Annotated in this window: 17 protein-coding genes; 12 read left to right on the top strand and 5 right to left on the bottom strand. The window is 71.8% G+C overall.

Annotated elements, in window-relative coordinates; all coding sequences use genetic code 11:
• Nucleotides 1-468: 468 nt before the first annotated feature.
• The 6 genes from EAO75_RS31570 (at nt 469) to EAO75_RS31545 (ending at nt 7,691) form a co-directional block, all read left to right on the top strand.
• Complete coding sequence (locus tag EAO75_RS31570) at nt 469-1,437, top strand: SCO0930 family lipoprotein (protein ID WP_147998559.1); 969 nt, start codon at nt 469-471, stop codon at nt 1,435-1,437.
• 283 nt (nt 1,438-1,720) lie between these two features.
• A complete protein-coding gene (locus tag EAO75_RS31565) occupies nt 1,721-2,533 on the top strand; it encodes an SAM-dependent methyltransferase (RefSeq protein ID WP_147998558.1) in 813 nt (270 codons plus the stop codon).
• Nucleotides 2,530-4,665, top strand: coding sequence for a putative bifunctional diguanylate cyclase/phosphodiesterase (locus EAO75_RS31560; protein ID WP_147998557.1), 2,136 nt, complete (start codon nt 2,530-2,532; stop codon nt 4,663-4,665). Before EAO75_RS31565 ends, EAO75_RS31560 begins: the two co-directional genes overlap by 4 nt.
• 133 nt (nt 4,666-4,798) lie before the next feature.
• A complete protein-coding gene (locus tag EAO75_RS31555; RefSeq protein WP_147998556.1) occupies nt 4,799-5,701 on the top strand; it encodes a LysR family transcriptional regulator in 903 nt (300 codons plus the stop codon).
• 134 nt (nt 5,702-5,835) lie between these two features.
• Complete coding sequence (locus EAO75_RS31550; RefSeq protein ID WP_147998693.1) at nt 5,836-6,846, top strand: alcohol dehydrogenase catalytic domain-containing protein; 1,011 nt, start codon at nt 5,836-5,838, stop codon at nt 6,844-6,846.
• Nucleotides 6,843-7,691 (top strand): SDR family NAD(P)-dependent oxidoreductase, encoded by an 849-nt coding sequence (locus tag EAO75_RS31545; protein WP_147998692.1) that lies wholly within the window; start codon nt 6,843-6,845, stop codon nt 7,689-7,691. Before EAO75_RS31550 ends, EAO75_RS31545 begins: the two co-directional genes overlap by 4 nt.
• Nucleotides 7,692-7,694: 3 nt before the next feature.
• Here EAO75_RS31545 and EAO75_RS31540 read toward each other — a convergent pair whose 3' ends face one another.
• Nucleotides 7,695-8,579 (bottom strand): LysR family transcriptional regulator, encoded by an 885-nt coding sequence (locus EAO75_RS31540; protein WP_147998555.1) that lies wholly within the window; start codon nt 8,577-8,579, stop codon nt 7,695-7,697.
• A 120-nt stretch (nt 8,580-8,699) separates the two neighbouring features.
• Here EAO75_RS31540 and EAO75_RS31535 point away from each other — a divergent pair, with 120 nt between their 5' ends.
• From EAO75_RS31535 to EAO75_RS31515, 5 genes are all read left to right on the top strand, one after another.
• Nucleotides 8,700-9,371 carry a succinate dehydrogenase gene (locus tag EAO75_RS31535; protein ID WP_147998554.1) on the top strand — a complete coding sequence of 224 codons (672 nt, stop codon included), beginning with the start codon at nt 8,700-8,702 and terminating at the stop codon, nt 9,369-9,371.
• Nucleotide 9,372: 1 nt separating this feature from the next.
• Complete coding sequence (locus EAO75_RS31530) at nt 9,373-11,322, top strand: fumarate reductase/succinate dehydrogenase flavoprotein subunit (protein WP_147998553.1); 1,950 nt, start codon at nt 9,373-9,375, stop codon at nt 11,320-11,322.
• A complete protein-coding gene (locus EAO75_RS31525) occupies nt 11,319-12,065 on the top strand; it encodes a succinate dehydrogenase/fumarate reductase iron-sulfur subunit (RefSeq protein WP_147998552.1) in 747 nt (248 codons plus the stop codon). The genes EAO75_RS31530 and EAO75_RS31525 overlap by 4 nt, the downstream gene beginning before the upstream one ends.
• Before the next feature lie 371 nt (nt 12,066-12,436).
• A complete protein-coding gene (locus EAO75_RS31520) occupies nt 12,437-13,207 on the top strand; it encodes a GNAT family N-acetyltransferase (RefSeq protein ID WP_147998551.1) in 771 nt (256 codons plus the stop codon).
• 14 nt (nt 13,208-13,221) lie between these two features.
• Nucleotides 13,222-14,208 (top strand): lysophospholipid acyltransferase family protein, encoded by a 987-nt coding sequence (locus tag EAO75_RS31515; protein ID WP_147998550.1) that lies wholly within the window; start codon nt 13,222-13,224, stop codon nt 14,206-14,208.
• 360 nt (nt 14,209-14,568) lie between these two features.
• Here EAO75_RS31515 and EAO75_RS31510 read toward each other — a convergent pair whose 3' ends face one another.
• Nucleotides 14,569-16,911 (bottom strand): ATP-binding cassette domain-containing protein, encoded by a 2,343-nt coding sequence (locus EAO75_RS31510; protein WP_147998549.1) that lies wholly within the window; start codon nt 16,909-16,911, stop codon nt 14,569-14,571.
• A gap of 167 nt (nt 16,912-17,078) precedes the next feature.
• Between EAO75_RS31510 and EAO75_RS31505 the strand changes: the two genes are divergently transcribed.
• Nucleotides 17,079-18,392, top strand: coding sequence for a phytase (locus EAO75_RS31505; protein ID WP_147998548.1), 1,314 nt, complete (start codon nt 17,079-17,081; stop codon nt 18,390-18,392).
• 24 nt (nt 18,393-18,416) lie between these two features.
• Here the strand turns inward: EAO75_RS31505 and EAO75_RS31500 are convergent, their stop codons facing one another.
• The 3 genes from EAO75_RS31500 to EAO75_RS31490 all read right to left on the bottom strand — a co-directional run bounded on the left by EAO75_RS31500 (nt 18,417) and on the right by EAO75_RS31490 (nt 22,655).
• Nucleotides 18,417-19,415 carry an LLM class flavin-dependent oxidoreductase gene (locus EAO75_RS31500; RefSeq protein ID WP_147998547.1) on the bottom strand — a complete coding sequence of 333 codons (999 nt, stop codon included), beginning with the start codon at nt 19,413-19,415 and terminating at the stop codon, nt 18,417-18,419.
• A 34-nt stretch (nt 19,416-19,449) separates the two neighbouring features.
• Complete coding sequence (locus EAO75_RS31495; protein WP_147998546.1) at nt 19,450-20,850, bottom strand: FAD-binding oxidoreductase; 1,401 nt, start codon at nt 20,848-20,850, stop codon at nt 19,450-19,452.
• Between the two features lie 131 nt (nt 20,851-20,981).
• Complete coding sequence (locus EAO75_RS31490) at nt 20,982-22,655, bottom strand: helix-turn-helix domain-containing protein (protein WP_147998545.1); 1,674 nt, start codon at nt 22,653-22,655, stop codon at nt 20,982-20,984.
• Nucleotides 22,656-22,818 lie beyond the last annotated feature (163 nt).

Genomic DNA, 22,818 nt, shown 5'->3' with positions numbered 1-22,818 from the left:
GGGTCGGCGTCGGGCACTGCGGGGGAGTCGGCCAGGTGAGGCTTCCGACGACCGCGACCGACTGCGCGCCGTCCGGGCCGGTGTCGGCGTAGGCGCAGACCGTCGCCCCGGCCGCTCCGGCCGGCGCCGACACCAGCAGCCACGTCAACGTCGCCACCGTCAACACCCTTGCGGTCAGGGTGGATTGGGTCGGTTCGAGTCCATGCACGACGAAGATCCTGAGGCCATCGCGCGCCCGCGTATGCCGGAGAGCGGCCGAAATGCCCCGAACGAGGGAAGGATGGCCCTCGAAAGGTTTGATCAGGGGGCGTGGGCGTAACCGCCGGGGCATGCGCGTGCGGCGCCTCACAGCTTCCGGAAAGAAATTTGTGCGCCGATTGAACACGAGAGTGGTGCTCATGCGTACTTCTTGTCGTGCGGCGGCGCAGCAGGGCGCTGCAACACCCTGGTGAATATGGGGAGTTGACGATGAAGACCTCGTGGCGGAGCGCCTCGCTCGTGGTGAGCGCCGTGGCAGTGGCGGCGCTGACGACGGCATGCGGCTCGGAAACCGCCCCGCCGGCGAGCAGCCAGAACGTGGGTGCCACGGCCGCGGCCGGCGACTACGGGAGCGGTACCGGTCTCGGATCCGGTTACGACACGGGCGCGGCGGGCCAGGAGAGCGCCGCCACGCAGGCCGCCACGGCCGGTGAACTGGCGGTGTCCACCAACGCCGAACTCGGCGAGGTGCTGACCGACAGCGCCGGGATGACCCTCTACCGCTTCGACAAGGACGTCGCCGAGCCGCCCAAGTCGAACTGCGACGGCGAGTGCGCCACCAAGTGGCCGCCGGTCCCCGCGGACGACGCCACGGCCGGCGTGGGCATCGACAAGAACAAGCTCGGCTCGGTCACCCGGACCGACGGCACCAAGCAGCTGACGATCGGCGGCTGGCCCGCGTACCGCTTCGCGAAGGACACCAAGGCCGGTGACGTCAACGGCCAGGGTGTCGGCGGCACTTGGTACGCGCTCGCCCCCACCGGCAAGAAGGCACAGGGAGGCGGAGCCGAGGCGGGCGACCTGCCCGGTCTGTCCACGCGCAAGGACTCCAAGCTCGGCGAGATCGTCATCGACAAGAACGGCCACACGGTCTACCGCTTCATGAAGGACTCGCCCTGGCCGATGAAGACGGCCTGCACCGGCGAGTGCCTGGAGAAGTGGCCGGTCATCGCGCCGGTCGACGCCGAGGACACCGAGGGCATCGATCTGAAGGGGTCCGGTCCCAGGGGCCAGGGCTACGTGGTCTTCGACCGGCCCGACGGAATCAAGCAGCAGACCATCGACTGTGTGCCGATCTACACCTTCGCCGGTGACAAGAAGCCCGGTGACACCAACGGTCAGGGCGTCGGCGGCACTTGGTTCGCCATCCGCCCCGACGGCAAGCCGGTCGGCGCGTAGCAGCAGTAGAGATCAACCTCCGGTCCGCCCCCTGAGCTCCACGCGCAGGGGGCGGACCGGTTTGCCTGCATTCACCGCTGTCCTTCGCCCTCTTTCACCATGGTTCGCAGCACTGTGGAATGCTTCGGATGCTTTTCGCAGAGGGTGCGCGGGGCGGCAATTCGGCACGTGCCACTGGCAGTGACCGGGAACGGATGGTCAATTTCCGTTTCCGCTCGCTCCTTTGGCGGGCGATCAGTAGCCTCAGCTCGAACACCGGATCGCCTACGCCTTGGAGAGATAGATGGAGCGTCCCGCCTGGGCCCCACGGAGCATCGACATCTCGGTGCCGAGCGTCTCCCGGATCTACGACTACTACCTGGGCGGTTCGCACAACTTCGAGGTCGACCGGGAAGCGGCCCGCAAGGCCATGGACTTCATGCCGGGCCTCCCCAAGATCATGCAGGCCAACCGGGCGTTCATGCGGCGCGCGGTGCGCTTCGCGGTCGACGAGGGCATCACCCAGTTCCTGGACATCGGCTCCGGGATACCGACGTTCGGCAACGTCCACGAGGTGGCCCAGGCCGCCAGCCCCGGCGCACGCGTGGTGTACGTCGACCACGACCCGGTCGCCGTCGCGCACAGCCAGGCGGTTCTGGCAGGCCACGACGACACCGACGTCGTCGCCGCGGACCTGCGCAAGCCCCAGGAGATCCTGCGCAGTTCCGAGGTCGAGCGCCTGATCGACCTGAACCGGCCAGTGGCGCTGCTGCTCGTTGCCATACTGCACTTCGTGGAGGACGAGGACGAACCCTACGAGGCGGTGGCCCAGCTGCGCGACGCGCTCGCGCCCGGCAGTCTGCTGGTGCTCACGCATGCCTCGTACGAGGGAATCCCGCTGCCCGAGGAACGGGCCAAGGGCACGGTCGACGTATACAAGGACATTCGCAACCCGCTGATCATGCGCTCGCGCGAGGCCATCGCGCGGTTCTTCGAGGGGTACGACATGGTGGAACCCGGACTGGTGCCGATGCCGCTCTGGCGACCGGACACCGCACCGGAGGACGAGGATCCGTATGCCTTCTCCGGTTTCGCCGGCGTGGGACGTACGGCGTGAGCGCGGGGGCGGACGGGCCGGAGGACAGACTCCGCCGGTTCGCGACGATCTGGAGCCGGGCGGTCTTCCCGGTGACCTCGACGTCGTCGACCCGGCCGGAGTTCGAGGAGCAACTGCTGCCGCTCGCCCGGCGGTTGAGCAAGGCACTCAAGGCCAGGACGTTCGACGCGGACGAGGGCAGGGCCGTAGGCGCCGCCCTGGTCACCGCGCACTGCACCGACCCCGAGGCGCTCAGCCGCTCGCTGGACTGCGTCGACGCCTATCTGGTGCTGTACTGCGGCGACGGCGGTGACCAGGAGGACCTGCGGGCGCGCTCCTCGCGGCTCCAGCACGCCATGGCCGCCGGGTTCGCCCAGGCGCTGCGCGAGCGGACGTTGGCCGAGCAGGAGGCGATCTCCGCGGCCGCGCTCAAGGCGCAGGGCGTGGTCGCCCAGGCGCTGCACGCCACCGAGGCGCGGTTCCGCGCGGTGTTCGAGGGCGCGGCCATAGGAATCGGCATCTCCGACCTGACGGGCAACATACTGCAGGTCAACGGCGCCCTGCTGCGGATGTTCGGCGTCTCCGAACAGGCCATCCGCAGCCGCAACGTCAAGGAGTGGACCCACCCCGAGGACGCGCCGCAGACCTGGACGCTCTACGACGAACTCGTCCGCGGAGAGCGCGAGCACTACCACGTCGAAAAGGCCTTCTACCGCCCCGACGGAACGGTCCTGTGGACCAACCTCACGGTCTCCCTGCTGCGCGACGCCGACGGCGAACCGCAGTACCAGCTGGCTCTGATGGAGGACACCACCGAGCGGCGGCTGCTCAACCTGCGGCTGCGCTACGAGGCCACGCACGACGCGCTCACCGGCCTGCCCAACCGCACCTTCTTCTTCGAGCGCCTGGAGAAGGCACTGGGCGCCGGAGAGGGCCAGCGGTTCGGGCTGTGCTACCTCGACCTGGACGGCTTCAAGACCGTCAACGACAGCCTCGGCCACGCGGCCGGCGACCGGCTGCTCGTCGAGGTCGCCGACCGGCTCCAGTCGTGCGCCACGGCGCCCGGCGAGATGGTCGCCCGGCTCGGCGGTGACGAGTTCGTGGCGCTGACCACCGGCCCCGACACCGAGCGCGAGGTCGACGAGCTCGCCACCCGGATCATGAACGTGCTGGTCGCCCCGATCAGCGTCGACGGACGCGAGCTGACCGTGCGCGGCAGCATCGGCATCGTCGAGGGCCCGGCGGGGGAGCGCGGTCCGGCGGAGGTGCTGCGCAGCGCCGACATCACCATGTACCGGGCCAAGTCGGCGGGCGGTAACCGCTTCGAGCTGGCCGACCCGGAGGCCGACGCCCGCGCCATCACCCGGCACGGGCTGACCACGGCGCTGCCGACGGCCCTGGACCGGGGCGAGTTCTTCATCGAGTACCAGCCGCTGGTCCATCTCGGCGACGGCAGTGTGCGCGGCGCGGAGGCCCTGGTGCGGTGGCTGCATCCGCAGCACGGCGTCCTCGGCCCGGACCGGTTCATTCCGCTCGCCGAGCACACGGGACTCATCGTGCCGCTCGGCCGCTGGGTCCTGGAGCAGTCGGTGCGCCAGGCCCGCGCATGGCGGGAGCGTCACGACGGTGCAGGGCCCTTCCGCATCAACGTCAACCTCTCGCCGTGCCAGCTCAGCCACCCCGGACTCGTCCAGGACACCGTCGACATCCTGGAGCGCGCCGGCATGGCACCCGATGCCCTCTGCCTGGAGGTCACCGAGTCGGCCCTCATCGGCGCCGATGCCGACCTGCTCAAACCCCTGCGCCGGCTGGCCGAGATGGGCGTCGACATCGCGCTGGACGACTTCGGCACCGGCTATTCCAACCTCGCCAACCTGCGCCGGCTGCCGGTGAGCATCCTCAAGCTGGACCGCTCCTTCACGCAGAGCATGCAGCGGTTCCCGGCCGACCCCGTCGACCTCAAGATCGTCGAGGGGATCGTCTCCCTGGCCCACGGCCTGAACCTCGCGGTGACGGTGGAGGGCGTGGAGACCGGCGCCCAGGCCGAGCAGCTGCGGATTCTCGGCTGCGACACGGCCCAGGGCTGGTACTACGCCCGCCCGGGCCCGCCGGAGCGGCTGCACGAGCTGGCGCTGGTGGACGCGACGGGCTGAGCCACCGGGGCCGTACGGGACGCGGGGCGCACGGCCGCCCCTCCCGTGCGGCTCCGCGCCCGTCGGTTAGCGTGAGGAGTGTCGAGGGCGGTACCGCACCCCCCGGTCGGTCAGCGGAAAGGCAGGACCCGCCATGCCCGACAGGCCGATCGATCTGGATCTGCGCAAGCTGCGCTACTTCGTGGCCGTGGCCGAGCGACGGCACTTCGGGCAGGCGGCCGTCGCCCTGCACGTCACCCAGCCCGCACTGTCCCGGCAGGTGCGGCAACTGGAGCACGAACTGCGGGTCGAGCTGTTCACCCGCAGCACCCGCGACGTCGCGCTCACCCCGGCCGGCGAACAGTTCCTGCGCGACGCCAAGGCACTGCTCGCCGCCGCCGAGGCCGCCCAGGAGCGGGCCCGGCGCATCGATGCCGGGAACGACGCGCTGATCGTCGGGTTCATGCTCGGCACCGACGTCGGCCTCGCGCTGAACGCGTTCTCCGCGCGCTTTCCCCGCGTGTCCATCGAGCTGGTCCGCCTGCGCTGGTGGAGCCAGGCGCAAGCCCTGCTGGACGGCAGCGTCGACGTCGGGTTCGTCCGGCCGCCCCTGGAAGCAGAAGGGGTGGATCTCCTGCCCCTGTACACCGAACACATCGCCGCCGTGCTGCCCGTCGATCATCCGCGGGCACGCGACGCCAAGGTCGCCCTCACGGCCCTGAACGACGATCCCGTCCTGGAGTACGCGGAGGCGACCGAGGCCTGGTCGGCCGTATGGAACGCCGATCCACGCCCCGACGGCACCCGGCCCGGCCACGGCCCCGCCTTCCACGACATGGAGGAACTGCTGGGCTACGTCCGGGGCGGGCGCGGCATCGCCTTCGTGCCCGGCTCCGTCGCCGCCGCGTTCCCCCGGTCGGACATCGCCTACGTCCCGGTCGCCGACGCGGCGCCGGGGCAGGTGTCCCTGGCCTGGAACGGCAAGCGCCCCTCGCACCTGGTGACGAGCTTCGTCGAGACGGTCCACGCCGCCGCGCGGGCCAGAGGCACGGCGTAGACCTGCGGTGATGCCGCCTGGGCATCAATCGGGCCGTAACCGGCATTGGACGGGACCACAGCGGGCTCGGAGACTCGGAAGTACCAGGAACTCGACTGGTGACTTCCCCGACCACCACCCCATGGGAGCCCGCGATGCGTGCTGCTGTCGCCACCGGCCCGAACCTTCCGCTCGCCCTCGACCACCTCGACGTCCCCCAGCCCGGCGCAGGAGAGGTCGTCGTCAAGGTCACCGCCTGCGGAGTGTGCTTCTCCGACCTGAACCTGCTGCGCGGCCACTATCCCTTCGCCCGGTACCCGGTCGTCCCCGGCCACGAGGTCACCGGAGTGGTGACCGCCGTCGGCGAGGGCGTGACCTTTCCCGAGGTCGGCACCGTGGTGGGCGCGCAGTTCCTGTACGACTCCTGCGGGCACTGCGACTACTGCGTGCGCGGCGACCAGATCCTGTGTCCCCGCAAGCGGATCACCGGCGTCGTGGCCGACGGCGGCTACGCCGAATACGCCCTGTTCAAGGCCGACTTCGTCACCCCGCTGCCGGACGGCCTGGACCCCGTCGCGGCGGCGCCGCTGATGTGCGCCGGCCTCACCGCCTTCAACGGTCTGCGGCAGGCCGGCGCGACGGCCGGTTCCCGGGTCGCCGTCGTCGGCCTCGGCGGAGTCGGTGCCCTGGCCGCGCGCTACGCCACCGCCATGGGCGCCCGTCTCGCCGTGGTGGGCCGCTCCCGGCGCGGTGAGGACCAGGCCAAGGCCCTGGGCGCGGAGCTGTTCGTCGCCACCGACGACTCCGACCCGGCCGACGCCCTCAAGGCGTGGGACGGCGGCGCGGACGTCGTGCTGAACGCCGCCCCGTCCACCGCCGCGGCCGCCGCCACCCTGGGCGGTCTCGCCCCCGACGGCACACTCCTGCTCCTCGGCTACGGCAGCGAGCCGCTCACGCTGCCCACCCCGCCCATGATCCTCAACCGTCTCCACGTGGTCGCCTCCCCGTCCGGCTCACCGCACGACCTGCGCGACACCCTCGCCTTCTCCGCGGCCCACGGGATCATCCCCGAGGTCACGCCGATCACTCTGGAGCAGGCGCCGGCCGCCCTCGACGCGATGGCAGCCGGAACCGCCCACGGCCGCAGCGTGATCACCTTCGCCTGACCGMCCGCGCCCTCGCCGACGCCGGCCACACCGTCTACGCCGGCATACGGCAGACCACCGGCCGCAACGCCCCGGCCGTCGCCGACGCCCGGACCTACGCCGACGAGCACGGTGTCGCGCTGCGCACCGTCGAACTCGACGTCTCCAGCCAGGAGTCCGTGGACGCCGCTGTCGCGTCGGTCACGGCCGAAGCGGGCGGGATCGACGTCGTCGTCCACAACGCCGGGCACATGGTGCTCGGTCCGACCGAGTCCTTCACACCCGAGCAGATCGCCGAGATCTACGACACCAACGTGCTGTCCACCCAGCGCGTCAACCGTGCGGTCCTGCCGCAGATGCGCGACCGGCGCGACGGACTGCTGCTGTGGGTGGGGTCGTCCAGCACCTACGGCGGCACCCCGCCCTACCTCGGCCCGTACTTCGGCGCCAAGGCCGCGATGGACCACCTCGCCAAGAGCTACGCCGTGGAGCTGAGTCGCTTCGGCATCGACACGTCGCTCGTGATCCCTGGCTCCTTCACCTCGGGCACCAACCACTTCGCCCACGCGATGCACCCGCAGGACACGGCCACCGCGCAGGCGTACGACGTCTTCTACGCCGGTCTGATGGACGACGTCGGCAAGGCACTGGCCGCCCTGGCGCCGGCCGACGCCGATGTCCGGGAAGTCGCCGACGCCATCGTCCGCGTCGTCGACACCCCGAAGGGCGAACGCCCGTTCCGCATCACCATCGACCCGGCCGACGACGGCTCGGAGCGGGTCAGCGACCTCGCCGACGGTGTCCGTACCGAGTTCTACGAGCGCATCGGCATGACGGACCTCCTGGCTCCGCGCACCGCCGGCTGACGCTCACCGCTCCAGCAGCATCCGCTGCAACTCCCGCGCGGCCCGCGGCGGCGCCACATCGCTGCGGTGGGCCAGCGCGATCGTCCGGTGCAGCCCGGGCCGGGCCAGCGGGGTGACCCGCAGCCCCCGGCCCGACCGCGCCGCCACCATGCGCGGTACGACGGCCAGGCCCAGCCCGGCCCGCACGAACCCCAGCACCGCGTCCATCTCCCCGCCCTCGACCGCGAAGTCCGGCTCGAAGCCCTCCGCACGGCACGCGGCGACGGTCAGTTCCCGCAGGTCGTAGCCGTGCCGGAACATCACCAGGCGCTCGCCCTCCAGATCGGCGATGCGCACCGTGCGCCGCCCGCCGCCGGGGCGGGGAGCCTCGGGGGAGGAGACGACCACCAGGTCCTCGCGCAGCAGCTCCACCGTGGTCAGCGCCGGGGACGGGCTCGGCAGGGGCAGCACGACCAGGGCCAGGTCCAGGGCGCCGCGCGCGAGCAGCCGTACGAGATCGTGCGAGCCGCCCTCCTCGATCAGCAGCTGGATGCCGGGATAGCGGTCGTGGAAGGCACGCAGCACGTCCGGGAGCAGGCCCGTGCACAGGCTCGGCGTCGCGCCGAGGCGGACCCGGCCCCGGCGCAGCTGCACCAGCTCCTGCACCTCGTGCCGCGCGGTGTCCGCGTCGGCCAGGATGCGCCGGGCCAGCGGCAGCAGGGCCTCCCCGGCGTCCGTCAGCGTGATGTTGCCGCGCGCCCGCAGGAACAGGTCCGCGCCCAACTCCCGCTCCAGCGACTTGATCTGCTGCGACAGCGAGGGCTGCGCGACATGCACCAGGTCGGCGGCCCGGGTGAAGTGCCGGGTCTCGGCGACCGCCACGAAGTACTGGAGCTGCTGGAACTGCATCCTGCAAGCATAGGTCCTGCCTATCGAAACGAGCCCGATCATGTCTTGGACCGATGGGGTGGCTCGGACGTAGCGTCCTGTTCCATGGCTCTGGCAACGCGGACGGACAGACGGCCGTCCATGGCACGCACGGTGTGGGACTCCAACGTCGGCAAGAAGACCGTGATGGCGGTCAGCGGGCTGATCATGCTGGCGTACCTGGTCGTCCACATGATCGGAAACCTGAAGATCTTCTTCGGGGCGGGCGAGTTCAACCACTACGCGCACTGGCTGCGCACCGTCGGCGAGCCGTTCATGCACTACGAGTGGACGCTCTGGCTCGTCCGCGTCGTGCTGGTCGTCGCCGTCGTCGCCCATGCCACGTCGGCGTACCAGCTCAGCCGCCGCGACATCAAGGCGCGCCCCAGCAAGTACGTGCACAAGAAGCCGCGGGCCTCCTACGCCACGCGCACCATGCGCTGGGGCGGCATCATCCTCGGCCTGTTCATCGTGTGGCACATCCTCGACCTGACGACCGGCACCGTGCACTCCGGCGGCTTCCAGGAGGGCCACCCGTACCAGAACGTCGTGGACACCTTCTCCACCTGGTACGGCAACGTCATCTACATCGTCGCGATGCTCGCGCTCGGCCTGCACATCCGGCACGGCTTCTGGAGCGCCGCCCAGACCCTCGGCGCCGGCAGCCGCACCCGCGACCGCGCCCTGAAGGCCACGGCCAACATCCTCGCGCTGCTGCTCACGGCCGGGTTCATCGCCGTACCCGTGGGCGTCATGACCGGATTGGTGAGCTGACATGTCTACCTACGCCGACTACCCGACCGGCGAACCGGTCGTCGACACCAAAGCCCCCTCCGGCCCCGTGGGCGAACGCTGGGACAAACGCCGCTTCGAGGCCAAACTCGTCAACCCCGCCAACCGGCGCAAACACACGGTGATCGTGGTCGGGACGGGCCTGGCCGGCGGCTCCGCCGGTGCCACCCTCGCCGAACAGGGCTACCACGTCGTCCAGTTCTGCTACCAGGACTCCCCGCGCCGCGCCCACTCCATCGCCGCGCAGGGCGGCATCAACGCGGCGAAGAACTACCGCAACGACGGCGACTCCATCCACCGCCTCTTCTACGACACCGTCAAGGGCGGCGACTTCCGCGCCCGTGAGTCGAACGTGCACCGGCTCGCGCAGATCTCCGTCGAGATCATCGACCAGTGCGTGGCCCAGGGCGTGCCGTTCGCCCGCGAGTACGGCGGACTGCTCGACACGCGCTCCTTCGGCGGCGTCCAGGTCTCGCGGACCTTCTACGCCCGCGGCCAGACGGGCCAGCAACTGCTCCTCGGCGCGTATCAGGCGCTGAGCCGGCAGATCGCCGCGGGCAACGTCGAGATGCACCCCCGTACCGAGATGCTCGACCTGATCGTCATCGACGGCAAGGCGCGCGGCATCGTGGCCCGGGACCTGATCACCGGCAGGATCGACACGTACTTCGCGGACGCCGTCGTCCTCGCCAGCGGCGGCTACGGCAACGTCTTCTACCTGTCGACGAACGCCATGAACTCGAACGCCACCGCCATCTGGCGGGCCCACCGGCGCGGCGCCTACTTCGCCAACCCCTGCTTCACGCAGATCCACCCGACGTGCATCCCGCGTACCGGCGAGCACCAGTCCAAGCTGACGCTGATGAGCGAGTCGCTGCGCAACGACGGCCGGATCTGGGTGCCGAAGGCCAAGGGCGACGACCGTCCCGCGAACAAGATCCCCGAGGACGAGCGCGACTACTACCTGGAGCGCATCTACCCCTCCTTCGGCAACCTCGTGCCCCGCGACATCGCCTCGCGCGCCGCGAAGAACGTGTGCGACGAGGGCAGGGGCGTCGGTCCCGGCGGACAGGGCGTCTACCTCGACTTCGCGGATGCGATTGGGCGCATGGGCCGCAAGGCCGTCGAGGCCAAGTACGGCAACCTCTTCGACATGTACCAGCGGATCACCGACGAGGATCCGTACGAGGTGCCGATGCGGATCTACCCGGCCGTGCACTACACGATGGGCGGCCTGTGGGTCGACTACGACCTCCAGACCACCGTCCCCGGCCTGTTCGCCATCGGCGAGGCCAACTTCTCCGACCACGGCGCGAACCGGCTGGGCGCGAGTGCCCTGATGCAGGGCCTGGCCGACGGGTACTTCGTCCTCCCGGCCACCATCAACGACTACCTCGCCCGCAACCCGCACCACGAGCAGGTCACCGACCAACACCCCGTCGTCCAGGAGGTGCTGGCCGAGACCCAGGACCGTCTCAACCTCCTGCTCGCCGTGGACGGCGACCGAACCCCGGACTCCTTCCACCGCGAGGTCGGTGAGCTGATGTGGGAGTTCTGCGGGATGGCCCGCACGGAGACCGGGCTGCGCAAGGCGCTGGAGCGCATTCCGCAGATCCGCGACGAGTTCTGGCGGCGGATCAAGGTCCCGGGCACCGGCGAGGAGTTCAACCAGTCGCTGGAGAAGGCCAACCGCGTCGTCGACTACCTGGAGCTCGCCGAGCTCATGTGCCTCGACGCACTGCACCGCAGCGAGTCCTGCGGCGGCCACTTCCGCGAGGAGTCGCAGACGCCGGACGGCGAGGCGGCCCGCAAGGACGACGAGTTCGCCTACGCGGCGGCCTGGGAGTTCACCGACACGGGCGCCGCTCCCGTGCTGCACAAGGAAGACCTCGTCTTCGAGTACGTCCACCCCACCCAGCGGAGCTACGCATGAAGCTCACCCTGCGCGTCTGGCGGCAGCGCAACGCCGACGCCGACGGCACCATGTCCACCTACGAGGTGGACGGCATCTCCGCCGACATGTCCTTCCTGGAGATGCTCGACACCCTCAACGAGGAGCTCATCCTCAAGGGCGAGGACCCGGTCGCCTTCGACCACGACTGCCGCGAGGGCATCTGCGGCGCGTGTTCACTCGTCATCAACGGCGACGCGCACGGGCCCGAGCGGACGACGACCTGCCAGTTGCACATGCGGTCGTTCAAGGACGGCGACACGATCGACATCGAGCCGTGGCGGGCCTCCGCGTTCCCGGTGATCAAGGACCTCGTCGTGGACCGGTCCGCGTTCGACCGGATCATCCAGGCCGGCGGCTACATCACGGCCCCGACGGGCGCGGCTCCCGAGGCACACGCGACGCCGGTGCCGAAACCGGACGCCGACCTCGCCTTCGAGCACGCCGAGTGCATCGGGTGCGGGGCGTGCGTGGCGGCCTGCCCCAACGGGGCGGCGATGCTGTTCACTTCCGCCAAGATCAACCATCTGAACGTGCTGCCGCAGGGGGCGCCCGAGCGCGAGACGCGGGTGCTGGACATGGTGGCGCAGATGGACGAGGAGGGGTTCGGAGGGTGCACGCTGACCGGCGAGTGCGCCACCGCGTGCCCCAAGGGCATCCCGCTCATGTCCATCACGGGCATGAACAAGGAGTGGCTGCGGGCTGTGCGCAAGGCGAAGCGGTAGCTTCCGGGCGGGGACGGCCCCGCGGGCGGCTGCGGGTGCGGCACTACTTGTCGCGCAGTTTCCCGCGCCCCTGAGGGGTTGCGATGAACGTTCGCCGGTGAGCGCGGACGGGCGGGGTCGGGAGTGGTGCTCCCCGGCCCCGTCTCGCGTTTTTCTCTCGTCAGGTGAACAGCACTGGACCGCCCGGCTGACCGATCGGGCACCGGAATGTGGACGACCGGTACGAGTTCGCGCCGTTCAACATCCGCACATCCGCTCTCCTGGCACATGTCACGCGTACGCCAACCGGCATAGGAAGAACAGGGGCGGCACATCGCATCGCTCCAACCGAGCTCCGCTCGCCGTCCCCGGCCCGTGACCAGGAGTAAGCCATGACCGGCGTACTGACCGTCGACCGTCCCCCGCACCCCACGGCACCCATCCGATACACCGTGGGTCTCGCCCGCAACGAGGAGGACGTGCGCGCCGCCCAGCGGCTGCGGCACGACGTCTTCGCCGGCGAGATGGGGGCCCTGCTGTCCACCCCGCAGCCGGGTCACGACATCGACGCCTTCGACGCGTACTGCGACCACCTGCTCGTCCGCGAGGAGGTGTCCGGACAGGTCGTCGGCACCTACCGGCTGCTGCCGCCGGAGCGGGCCGCTGTCGCGGGCCGACTCTACTCCGAGGGCGAGTTCGACCTCTCCCGGATCGACTCCCTTCGTCCGAACCTGGTCGAGGTCGGCCGGTCCTGCGTCCACCCCGACCACCGCGACGGCGCCGTGATCAGCCTCATCTGGGCCGGCATCGCCCGCTACATGGTCGACCGCGGCCACGAGTGGCTGGCCGGCTGCTGCTCGATCCCGCTGGCGGACGGCGGCGCCCTCGCCGCCGGGACCTGGGACCGGGTGCAGGCCAAGCACCTGGCCCCGGAGGAGTACCGCGTACGGCCGCTGCGGCCCTGGGAGCCCACGGCGCCCGTCCCGGCCACCCGCACCGAGCTCCCGGCCCTGCTGCGCGGCTACATCCGCCTGGGCGCCTTCGTGTGCGGCGAGCCCGCGCACGACCCGGAGTTCGGGGTCGCCGACCTGTACGTGCTGCTGTCGATGCGCCGGGTGAACTCGCGCTATCTGCGGCACTTCCTCTCGCTCGTCCCGGCGTGACGGACGTGGCGGCCATGAGCACCTCCGCGCTCGGTGCCGTGGAGATCCCCGCGGCGATCGCTCCCACGGCCGGTACCCCGGCCGTGGGCAGCACGAGCCACCCGGCCGACGCGGGAACCCTCTGGCGGCCCAGCGCTCCCTGCACCCCGCGCAGTTGCATCGACGCCACAGGACCGGCCAGAGCCATGCCCCTGGCCGTCCTGCGGATCGCCGCGGTCCTGCTCCTGCTGGTCGTCGGGTTCGCGGCGACTCCGCTCGGCGGGCGGATCCCCGCGGGACTGGTCCGCCGCTGGAGCCGGTGGGTCGTACGGGCCGCGGGGGTCCGGGTACGGATCGCCGGCGGCACGGCGCCGGACGGCGGGCTGCTGCTCGTCGCCAACCACGTCTCCTGGCTGGACATCCCGCTGCTCGCCGCCGTGCGCCCGGCCCGGATGCTCGCCAAGTCGGAGATCCGTGACTGGCCGGTCGCCGGGTGGCTGACCGCGCGCAGCGGCGCGCTGTTCATCGACCGGGATCGGATCCGCGCCCTGCCCGACACGGTGGCCCGGATAGCCGAGGCCCTGCGCGCCGGTGAGGCGGTGACCGTCTTCCCCGAGGGCAGCACCTGGTGCGGCCGGGCCCAGGGCCACTTCCGCCGGGCCGCCTTCCAGGCCGCCCTCGACGCGGGCGTCCCCGTGCAGCCGGTGCGCCTGAGCTACCGCGTCGTCGCAGGCTCGCCCACCACGGCGGCCGCCTTCGTCGGCCAGGACTCGCTGCTGGCGTCGGTGTGGCGGGTGGTGAGGGTACGCGAACTGGTCGCGGAGGCGGAGGTGCGGGAGCCGATCATGCCGGGCAGCCGCCCCGATCGCCGCTCCCTGGCCGACGCGGCCGAGGCGTCCGCGCTGCCGGACGAACGTCCGGTCCGGGTCCCCAGGCCGCATCGCGCGGCAACCGGCGGGCCCGCCTCGGGGTCGCAACAGCTGTCGTCGCCGGCCCCCTCGCGCGAGCCCCTCACAGCATGACGCGGGCGAGACAGGGCGCCATCGCGCGCCCTGTCCCTCATGTCCACCCGAGCGGGCGGACCCGCCGCCACGATGCGCCCGCCCGCGTCCTGGCCGTCCGGGTGCCGGTCGATTGTGTTCCCTGTGCCCGCTGCGGTCGTGAGCAGCCTGTGGCTCCGGCGGCGTGGTGCGCACCTCTCATGGCATGGCGCGGGTGAGATAGGGCACGGTGGTGCTGCCCTGTTGCCACCCGAGCGGGCGGACCCGCCGCCACGATGCGTTCGCCCGCGTCCCGGCCGTCCGGGTGCCGGTCGATTGCGTCCCCTGTGCCCGCTGCCGGTCGTGAGCAGCCTGTGGCTCCGGCGGCGTGGTGCGCACCTCTCATGGCATGAGGCGGGTGAGGTAGGGCGCCGTCGCGCTCCCTGTCGCTTGTGCCACCCGAGTGGGCGGGCCCGCCGCCACGATGTGTCCGCCCGCGTCACCGCCCCCTGGCCCCAGGTCGATCACCCAGTCCGCGCCCGCGACGACGGACATGTCGTGCTCGACCACCACGACGGTGTGTCCGGCGTCGACGAGGCCGTGCAACTGGCGCATCAGCACCTCGACATCGGCCGGGTGCAGTCCGGTCGTCGGTTCGTCGAGGAGGTAGAGCGTGTGGCCGCGACGGCCGCGCTGCAACTCGCTCGCCAGCTTGATGCGCTGGGCCTCGCCGCCGGACAGCTCGGTCGCGGGCTGCCCGAGCCGCAGATAGCCGAGGCCCACGTCGAGCAGCGTGCCCAGGCTGCGGGCCACGGCCGGGGTGTCCGCGAAGAAGTCCGCGGCCGCCTCGACCGTGAGGTCCAGCACCTGCGCGATGTTCCGCCCCCGGTACGCCACTTGCAGCGTCTCGGGGTTGTAGCGAGCCCCGCCGCAGTCCGGGCACGGTGCGTACGTGCTCGGCAGGAACAGCAGCTCCACGCTGACGAACCCCTCGCCCTGACAGGTCTCGCAGCGCCCTCCCGCGACGTTGAAGGAGAACCGCCCGACGCCGTAACCACGCGCCCGCGCCTCGTCGGTGGCCGCGAACTCCTTGCGTACGACGTCGAAGAGGCCGGTGTAGGTGGCGAGATTCGAGCGCGGGGTGCGGCCGATGGGCTTCTGGTCGACCGAGACCAGGCGGCCCACGCCCGCCAGCTCCTCGGTGATCTCGCCGATCAGCGTGGACTTGCCCGATCCCGAGACCCCGGTGACGGCCGTGAACACGCCGAGCGGGAACTCGGCGGTCACCCCGCGCAGGTTGTGCCGGGTGACCGGGCCGACCTTCACCTGGCCGTGCGGGGCGCGCACTTGGCGTACGGCGGCGGGGGAGTCGTCGAACAGGAAGCGTGCCGTCGCCGACTCCGCGACCGAGGCCAGCTCCGCCACCGGCCCGCTGTGCAGCACCCGCCCGCCGTGCTCACCCGCCCGCGGCCCCACGTCGACCAGCCAGTCGGCGCCGCGCACGACGTCGAGGTGGTGCTCGACCACGAACACCGTGTTCCCGGCCGCCTTCAGCCGCGCCAGCACCGTGAGCAGCGCCTCGGTGTCCGCCGGGTGGAGTCCCGCGGACGGCTCGTCGAGGACGTACACGACACCGAACAGCCCGGACCTGAGCTGGGTCGCCAGGCGCAGGCGCTGGAGCTCGCCCGCCGAGAGGGTGGGGGTGGCCCGGTCGAGACTCAGGTAGCCGAGGCCGAGCTCGACGACCGGTGCGATGCGGGACTTGAGGTCCTCGGTCAGGACACGGGCCGTCTCCGAGGCGCTGCCCTCCAGCGTGCCCGCCAGCTCGATGAGCGGCAGTGCGGCCAGCTCGGCGATCGTGCGCCCCGCGAACGTCACCGCCAGCGCCTCGGGCCGCAGSCTGCGGCCACCGCACGCCGGGCAGGGCGCGGCAGTGAGGAACCGCTCCGCCTTGGCCCTCAGAGTCGCGCTCTTGGAGTCGGAGAACGTCTTCATGACGTACCGCCGGGCGCTCATGTACGTGCCCTGGTACGGCCGTTGGATGCGGTCGGCGTCGCGCACCGGGTGGACGGTGACGACCGGCTGCTCGTCGGTGAACAGGATCCACTCCCGCTGCCCGGCGGGCAGCTCGCGCCAGGGCCGGTCCACGTCGTACCCGAGCGCGTCGAGGATGTCGCGCAGGTTCTTGCCCTGCCAGGCACCCGGCCACGCGGCGATCGCGCCCTCCCGGATCGACAGCTCGGGCTCCGGGACCAGCAACTCCTCGGTCGTACGGTGCACTTGGCCGAGCCCGTGGCACGCCGGGCACGCCCCGGCCGCCGTGTTCGGCGAGAACGCGTCCGAGTCGAGCCGCTCGGCGCCGGGCGGGTAGTCGCCGGCGCGGGAGTACAGCATCCGCAGGGAGTTGGACAGGTTGGTGACCGTGCCGACCGAGGAGCGCGACGTCGGCGCCGAGCGGCGCTGCTGGAGGGACACCGCGGGCGGGAGCCCGCTGATCTCGCCGACCTTCGGCGCGCCGACCTGGTGGATCAGCCTGCGCGCGTACGGCGCGACCGACTCGAAGTAGCGGCGCTGGGCCTCGGCGTAGATCGTGCCGAAGGCGAGCGACGACTTCCCGGACCCGGACACCCCCGTGAACACGGTCAGCACATCGCGCGGAATGTCGACGTCCACACCCTTGAGGTTGTGCTCACGGGCGCCGCGGACGCGGACGTACGGGTCGTGCGGGTTGTGCGGGGAGTGCATGGGGCGAGGGCTCCGGGAGATACGCGTGGGGTCGGGTGCAAACCCCGCGATTCTATGCGAACAGACGCGGCGTCCGCATGAGCCACCTGCTGTTCACGGAGCCTTCGGCTCACCCACACCCCTCGCCCATAGCGTCTCGCCAGTCTCTCTTCCTACCGAGGAGTATCGTGAGCGCTTCCGCTCTGAGCACTCTCACTGCCGCGCTGCTGATGGTCACGGGCGCCTCCGCCCCGCAGCCGGTCTCCGTCTCCGCCCGCGTGGAGACACCCGCCGTGTACGACGACGAGGCGGGCGGCAACGCCGACGCCGACGACCCGGCCGTCTGGGTCGACCCCCACAACCCGGGGCGCAGTCTCGTGATCGGCACCCTGAAGGAGGCCGGGCTCGACGTCTACGGCCTCGACGGCACGCGCCTGCAGCACATCGCCGCCCCCGCCGCGCCGGGCGAGGACGCCGCGCCGGGCCGCTTCAACAACGTCGACGTCGTCTACGGCTTCGAACTGGGCGGCAAGAAGACCGACTTGGCCGTCGTCAGCGACCGAGGCCGGGACCGCGTCCGCGCCTACGCGATCGACCCGGCCGCCGTGGCCGCGGGCCGGCCCCCGCTGCGCGACGTCACGGCGGCGAACGCCGCACCCGTCTTCTCCGCGAGCGAGACCGACGTCGACGACCAGCGCACCGCCTACGGCCTGGCCGCCTTCAGCGACGACGACAACGCCTACGTCGTGGTGTCGCGCCGCTCGGAGACCCGGGTACGGCTGCTGCAGCTCCAGGACCGCGGCGGGCGCGTCGGCTACCAGACCGAGGACACCCTCGACCTGCCCGGCTCCTTCACCCTGCCGAACGGCAAGAGCTGGACGCCGTGCGCCGACCCCGGCGATCACGCACAGGTCGAGGGCATGGTCGTCGACCAGGAGAAGCACGTCCTGTACGCGGCCCAGGAGGACGTCGGGCTGTGGCGGGTCGCGCTCGACGACGAGGAGTTCGAGCAGCCCAAGCTGATCGACCGGGTGCGGGAGTACGGCACCCCGTGGACGTATGACGCCGAGGAGGAGTGCGTCATCGACACCGCGAACGACCCCGGCTTCGGAGGTGAGCACCTGAGCGCCGACGCCGAGGGCGCCGCGATCTACCACGCCGCCGACGGCAAGGGATATCTGCTCGCCTCCAGCCAGGGCGACAACACGTTCGCCGTGTACGAGCGCCAGGGCCGCAATGCCTACCTCGGCTCCTTCGCCGTCACGGACAGCGCCGCCACCGACGGTGTGCAGCACTCCGACGGCGCGATCGTGGTGAACGTCCCGCTGGGCCGGTCCTTCCCCAAGGGCCTGCTGGTCACCCACGACGGTGAGGCGGCGCCGGCGGACGGGGACCGGGAGGGCACCAACTTCAAGTTCACGCGCTGGGATTCGGTGGCCGGCGCGTTCCCGAAGCCGCTGACGATCGACACCAAGTCCTTCGACCCGCGCGACACGGACTGACGCACGTCCGGCGGCTCGCCCGGATCACGCCTCGGCGATCCGGGCGAGCCGCCGGTAGGAGTCCACCAGTGCTTCACGGTCGTACGTACTGGTCGTGACCAGCACCTCCTGCGCCCCCGTTTCCTTCAGCACCGTCTCCAGCTCGTGCGCGACCTGCTCCTCGGTACCCGCGATGTGCCCGGCGAGGCCGCCCTCGTAGAAGCCGCGCTCCTTGTCGGTCATGGTCAGCGCATCGACTTCCTCGGCGGGCGCCAGCGGCGGGAAGGTGCCGTGGGTGCGCGAGTAGGCCATCGCCCAGGCCTCCGGCACGAGCAGCCGCCGGGCCTCCTCGGGCGTGCCGGCCACCGCGATCGTGCCGGAGATCACGACGTACGGCTCACTCGCCCAGAGGGAGGGCCGGAAGTGCTCGCGGTAGTGATCGATCCCGCGCCGCATCTTCTCCCCGCTGCGCAGGTCACCGATGACCATCGGCAGCCCCGCGCGGGCCGCGATGTCCGCGCCCTCACCCATGGCCAGCACGAACGGCGGCACGGCCAGGCCCTCGGCGGGCCGCGCGTGCACCCCCGTCGGCGAGGTGCCGCGGAACCAGCCGAGCAGCTCCTGGATCTGCGCCGCGAAGTCCTCCGCGTCCCCCTTGTCCCGGCCCAGCGCCCTGCGCACGCCGTCGGTGAATCCGACGGACCGCCCCAGCCCCATGTCGACGCGCCCCGGGAAGAGCGACTCCAGCACCCCGAACTGCTCGGCCACGACCAGTGGTTGGTGGTTGGGCAGCATCACCCCGCCGGTGCCTACCCGGATGGTCCGTGTCGCGCCGGCCACGGCGGCGGCCAGCACGGTCGGCGCGGAGCCGGCGACGCCGGGTACGCCGTGGTGCTCCGAGACCCAGAACCGGTGATAGCCGAGGTCCTCGATCTCCCGGGCCAGCCGTACGGTGTCCCGCAGCGCCTCTGCGTTCGTGTGGCGCTCGCGGGTGCGGGAGCGGTCGAGGACGGAGAAGCGGGTCGCGGCGATCACGGAGCTCATACAGGGTTCAACACCTGGGAGCCCGCGGGATTCCTCACGGTGCGATGTTGTGGTTCAGGCGGAACAGGTTGCCCGGGTCGTAGCGCCGTTTGAGCTCGCGGAGACGGCCGTGGTTCGTGCGGTAGTTGTCCCGCACGCGGTCCTGGTCGTCGGCGTCCATGAAGTTCACGTAGCCGCCCTGCATGGCGTGCGGTTCCAGCCGCCGGTGGAAGGCGCGCACCCAGTCCTTCTGGGCCTCGCAGTCCTCCCGGGTGGTGAGCGTCGGGCTGAGCGCGATCGAGTAGTCGGCGTCCCGGTAGGAGAAGGCGGTCTCCTCCGGCCCGATCCGGTGGCAGGCCCCGTCGATGGGGAAGACGACCGTCACGCTCTGGATGGACGGCGTGGTGGGGCCGTACTCGACCAGGGCGTCAATGGCCCCGTCGGGCAGGCCCTGGGTGAAGGAGCCCTTCCAGTAGTGGTACAGGCCGGCGGGCACCAGGTCGTCGAAGAGGGTGTTGATCACGGGGTAGGGCATGCGTTCCAGATGGCGGCCCAGTACCGGCCCCAGCGAGGCGACCCGGTCCCGGATCCGGTCGTCCTCGTCCTGCGGCCCGGTCCAGCAGGCGACCATGCCGCACACCGGTCGCCCGTGCCAGCGCTCCGGCAGGAACGGCACCGGCGGTCCGAGCCCGACGAGGAAGACGGCCCCGAGCCGTTCGTCGGCCTCGGCGACCAGCTCCCGGTACCGGCGGATCACATCGGCGTCGAGCGGGAAGAACGTCGGTCCGCCCAGGATGTCCGCGATCGGGTGCAGCCGGTACGCGAACGAGGTGACGACGCCGAAGTTGCCGCCGCCCCCGCGCACCGCCCACATCAGGTCGCTGTGCTGCTCGTCGGTGCAGGTCACGAAGGATCCGTCGGCCGTCACCAGGTCCACCGAGACCAGGTTGTCGCAGGCCAGACCGCAGCGCCGGGCCAGATGACCCATGCCGCCGCCGGTCGTCAGGCCGCCCACGCCGGTGGTGGAGACGATGCCGCCGGTGGTGGCCAGCCCGAACGCGTGCGTGGCGTGGTTGACGTCCGCCCAGGTACAGCCGCCCTCGACCCACGCCGTGCGGGTGTCGGGATCGACGCGGATCCCGCGCATCAGGCCGAGGTCGAGGACGGCCCCGCCGTCGCAGGTCCCGTAGCCGGGGACGCTGTGGCTGCCGCCACGCACGGCGAGCGGCAGGTCCTGTTCGCGGGCGAAGTCGACCGTGGCGATGACGTCGCCCGCGTCGACGGCCCGCACGATGATCGCCGGCCGCCTGTCGTGCATCGCGTTGTAGACCTTGCGGGCCTCGTCGTAGACCGGATCGCCCGGCTCCACGATGGTCCCGCGCACGGCACCGCGCAGCCGGTCCAGGAGTCGGTCGTCGAGCGTGGGTGTGGAGGGGGTCGGTGTGTGGGTGGCCATGACCCCACCTGCTTTCCGCTCCGGGTCGGGAAGGGGTACCTCTCCGGTCTACGCCGCAGCGGCGGCGGGCACATCGCCGCAATCGCCCATCGCCGGCGGAGCGGCATGGGCGATACGGCCCATGGGCGGCGTCAGGCGAGGCCGTGCCGGTACGCGTACGCCGTCGCCGCCGCCCGCGAGGACACGTCGAGCTTGGCGAAGATGTTGTTCAGATGCCGGGCGACGGTGTGCTCGCTGATCACCAGCTCCGTGGCGACGGCCCGGTTCGTACGGCCCGCCGCGACCAGCCGCAGCACCTGGATCTCCCGCTCGGTGAGCCCGCCCGGCCGCGGCCGGCGCACATCGGCGAGCAACGCCGCCGCCCGCCGCGCGTCGGGTACGGCGCCGAGCCGGCGGAACTCCTGCTCGGCGGCCCGCAGCTCCATCCGGGCCCCCTCGGCGTCCCCGGCCGCCCGGTCGGCGGCGGCCAGTGTCATCCGCACCTGGGCCGCCTCGTACGGCACCCGGAGCTCCAGCCACAGCATCAGCGCCCGGCGCAGCCGGGGCAGCGCGCGGTCGAGGTCGCGCGCGGCGAAGGCCACCGCACCGCCGGCCGCCGCGGCGCTCGCGTGCAGCGGCGTCGTCTCCGAGCCGCACCGCCGCTGCCAGTCCCCGGCGAGGGCCTGGAGCTGCTCGGCGGCCGCGCGCGCCTCGGCCGTGCGGCACAGCGCCAGGGAGACCTCCACCTGGGCCGCGAGCAGTGCGCACCGCTCGAGTGGGCCGGCTTCGGGGGCCTCGGTGAGCGCGAGCCGCAGGGCCGTGGCCGAGGCATCGGCCTTGCCCTGGGCCAGCCGCAGCAGGGCGAGGCCGGGCTGCGGGTCACGGCCGAGCTCGTGGGTGCGGTCGTACGACTCCTCGGCCGCCGTGAGCTCTCCGCGGCGCCGCTGGATCTGGCCGACCAGATAGACCGCCTCGGCCGCCGACCGCCGCTCGTACGGCAGCAGCTCCGCGCAGGTCAGCTCGGCCTCGGTCAGTGCCTGGGGCCAGCCGCCGCGCAGCTCCAGCACCTGCACGCGGTGCACCCGGCACAACCCGCGGAAGTTGTTCTCGGCCGGCATGGCCGCGCACCACCGCATGGCCGCGTCGGTCCACTCGGCGGCGCGTTCCAGATCGACACACGCCATGGACTGCTGCAAGCCCAGGCAGTAGACCCACCCGGTGAAGAAGGAGCTGAGCTCGCCCGCCATGGCCGCGCACATGGCCTCGTCCAGGAGGTCGAGCCCTTCGCCGACCCGCTCCTGGGCCACGAGCACGCCCGCCTGTGCCTGGAGGCCCATGGCGAGCAGATCGGGGCTGCCGCCACGCCGGGCGATCGCGGACATGTGCCGGGCCGCCGTCATCGCCTCGTCGAACGCGCCGCGCCGTTGGGCGTCCTCCGTGTCGACCCAGGCCAGGTAGCACTGCTCGACGCACTCCGGCTCGTCCCTCAGCTGCCGTCGCGCCCGGCGCAGCCAGCCGGCGGCCACGGCCGCGCGCCCCGCCAGCTGGTGCTCGTAGAACAGCAGCCAGGCCATGTGCCCCGCCTGCCGGGCCGCACCGGCCGCGACATACCCGGAGTAGGCCCGCATCCGCTGGACGATCGACTCCTCGATCCGGCTCGTCCACCAGGCGGCGTCGGCGAACGCGGCGCAGTCGTCGGGCGTGAGCAAGGCGGTGTCCAGGCCGTCCAGCAGCCGGTACGCCACGGCCCACGCCTCATGCGCGGCGGCGTCCCTGGCCCGCCGCAAGGTGTCCGCGGCCGCCCTGTCGATCGTCCGCTCGGTCACCCGCGGCTCCCTTCTCGCGCTCTGCGAGCAGGCCCGGCCCCTCACCAGAATAGGCGGCCCGGGCGCCGGGGAGTCGGGCAACGGCCCAAGGCCATCGTGCGTCGTTACGGGCGGGGCATCTCCTGTTGGAACCCGGTGGCGGAGCGGCCGGCCGGCCGCGGGA

Source organism: Streptomyces sp. UW30, assembly GCF_008042075.1.
Lineage (GTDB): Bacteria > Actinomycetota > Actinomycetes > Streptomycetales > Streptomycetaceae > Streptomyces.
Note: the sequence above shows the minus strand (reverse complement) of the source record. Positions and strands in the feature narration are given on the sequence as shown.

Bases quoted from the DNA above. Each gene is read 5' to 3' on its own strand.
- EAO75_RS31570 (WP_147998559.1), top strand. From the start codon at position 469: ATGAAGACCTCGTGGCGGAGCGCCTCGCTCGTGGTGAGCGCCGTGGCA.
- EAO75_RS31565 (WP_147998558.1), top strand. From the start codon at position 1,721: ATGGAGCGTCCCGCCTGGGCCCCACGGAGCATCGACATCTCGGTGCCG.
- EAO75_RS31555 (WP_147998556.1), top strand. From the start codon at position 4,799: ATGCCCGACAGGCCGATCGATCTGGATCTGCGCAAGCTGCGCTACTTC.
- EAO75_RS31550 (WP_147998693.1), top strand. From the start codon at position 5,836: ATGCGTGCTGCTGTCGCCACCGGCCCGAACCTTCCGCTCGCCCTCGAC.
- EAO75_RS31540 (WP_147998555.1), bottom strand. From the start codon at position 8,579: ATGCAGTTCCAGCAGCTCCAGTACTTCGTGGCGGTCGCCGAGACCCGG.
- EAO75_RS31535 (WP_147998554.1), top strand. From the start codon at position 8,700: ATGGCACGCACGGTGTGGGACTCCAACGTCGGCAAGAAGACCGTGATG.
- EAO75_RS31530 (WP_147998553.1), top strand. From the start codon at position 9,373: ATGTCTACCTACGCCGACTACCCGACCGGCGAACCGGTCGTCGACACC.
- EAO75_RS31525 (WP_147998552.1), top strand. From the start codon at position 11,319: ATGAAGCTCACCCTGCGCGTCTGGCGGCAGCGCAACGCCGACGCCGAC.
- EAO75_RS31520 (WP_147998551.1), top strand. From the start codon at position 12,437: ATGACCGGCGTACTGACCGTCGACCGTCCCCCGCACCCCACGGCACCC.
- EAO75_RS31515 (WP_147998550.1), top strand. From the start codon at position 13,222: ATGAGCACCTCCGCGCTCGGTGCCGTGGAGATCCCCGCGGCGATCGCT.
- EAO75_RS31500 (WP_147998547.1), bottom strand. From the start codon at position 19,415: ATGAGCTCCGTGATCGCCGCGACCCGCTTCTCCGTCCTCGACCGCTCC.
- EAO75_RS31495 (WP_147998546.1), bottom strand. From the start codon at position 20,850: ATGGCCACCCACACACCGACCCCCTCCACACCCACGCTCGACGACCGA.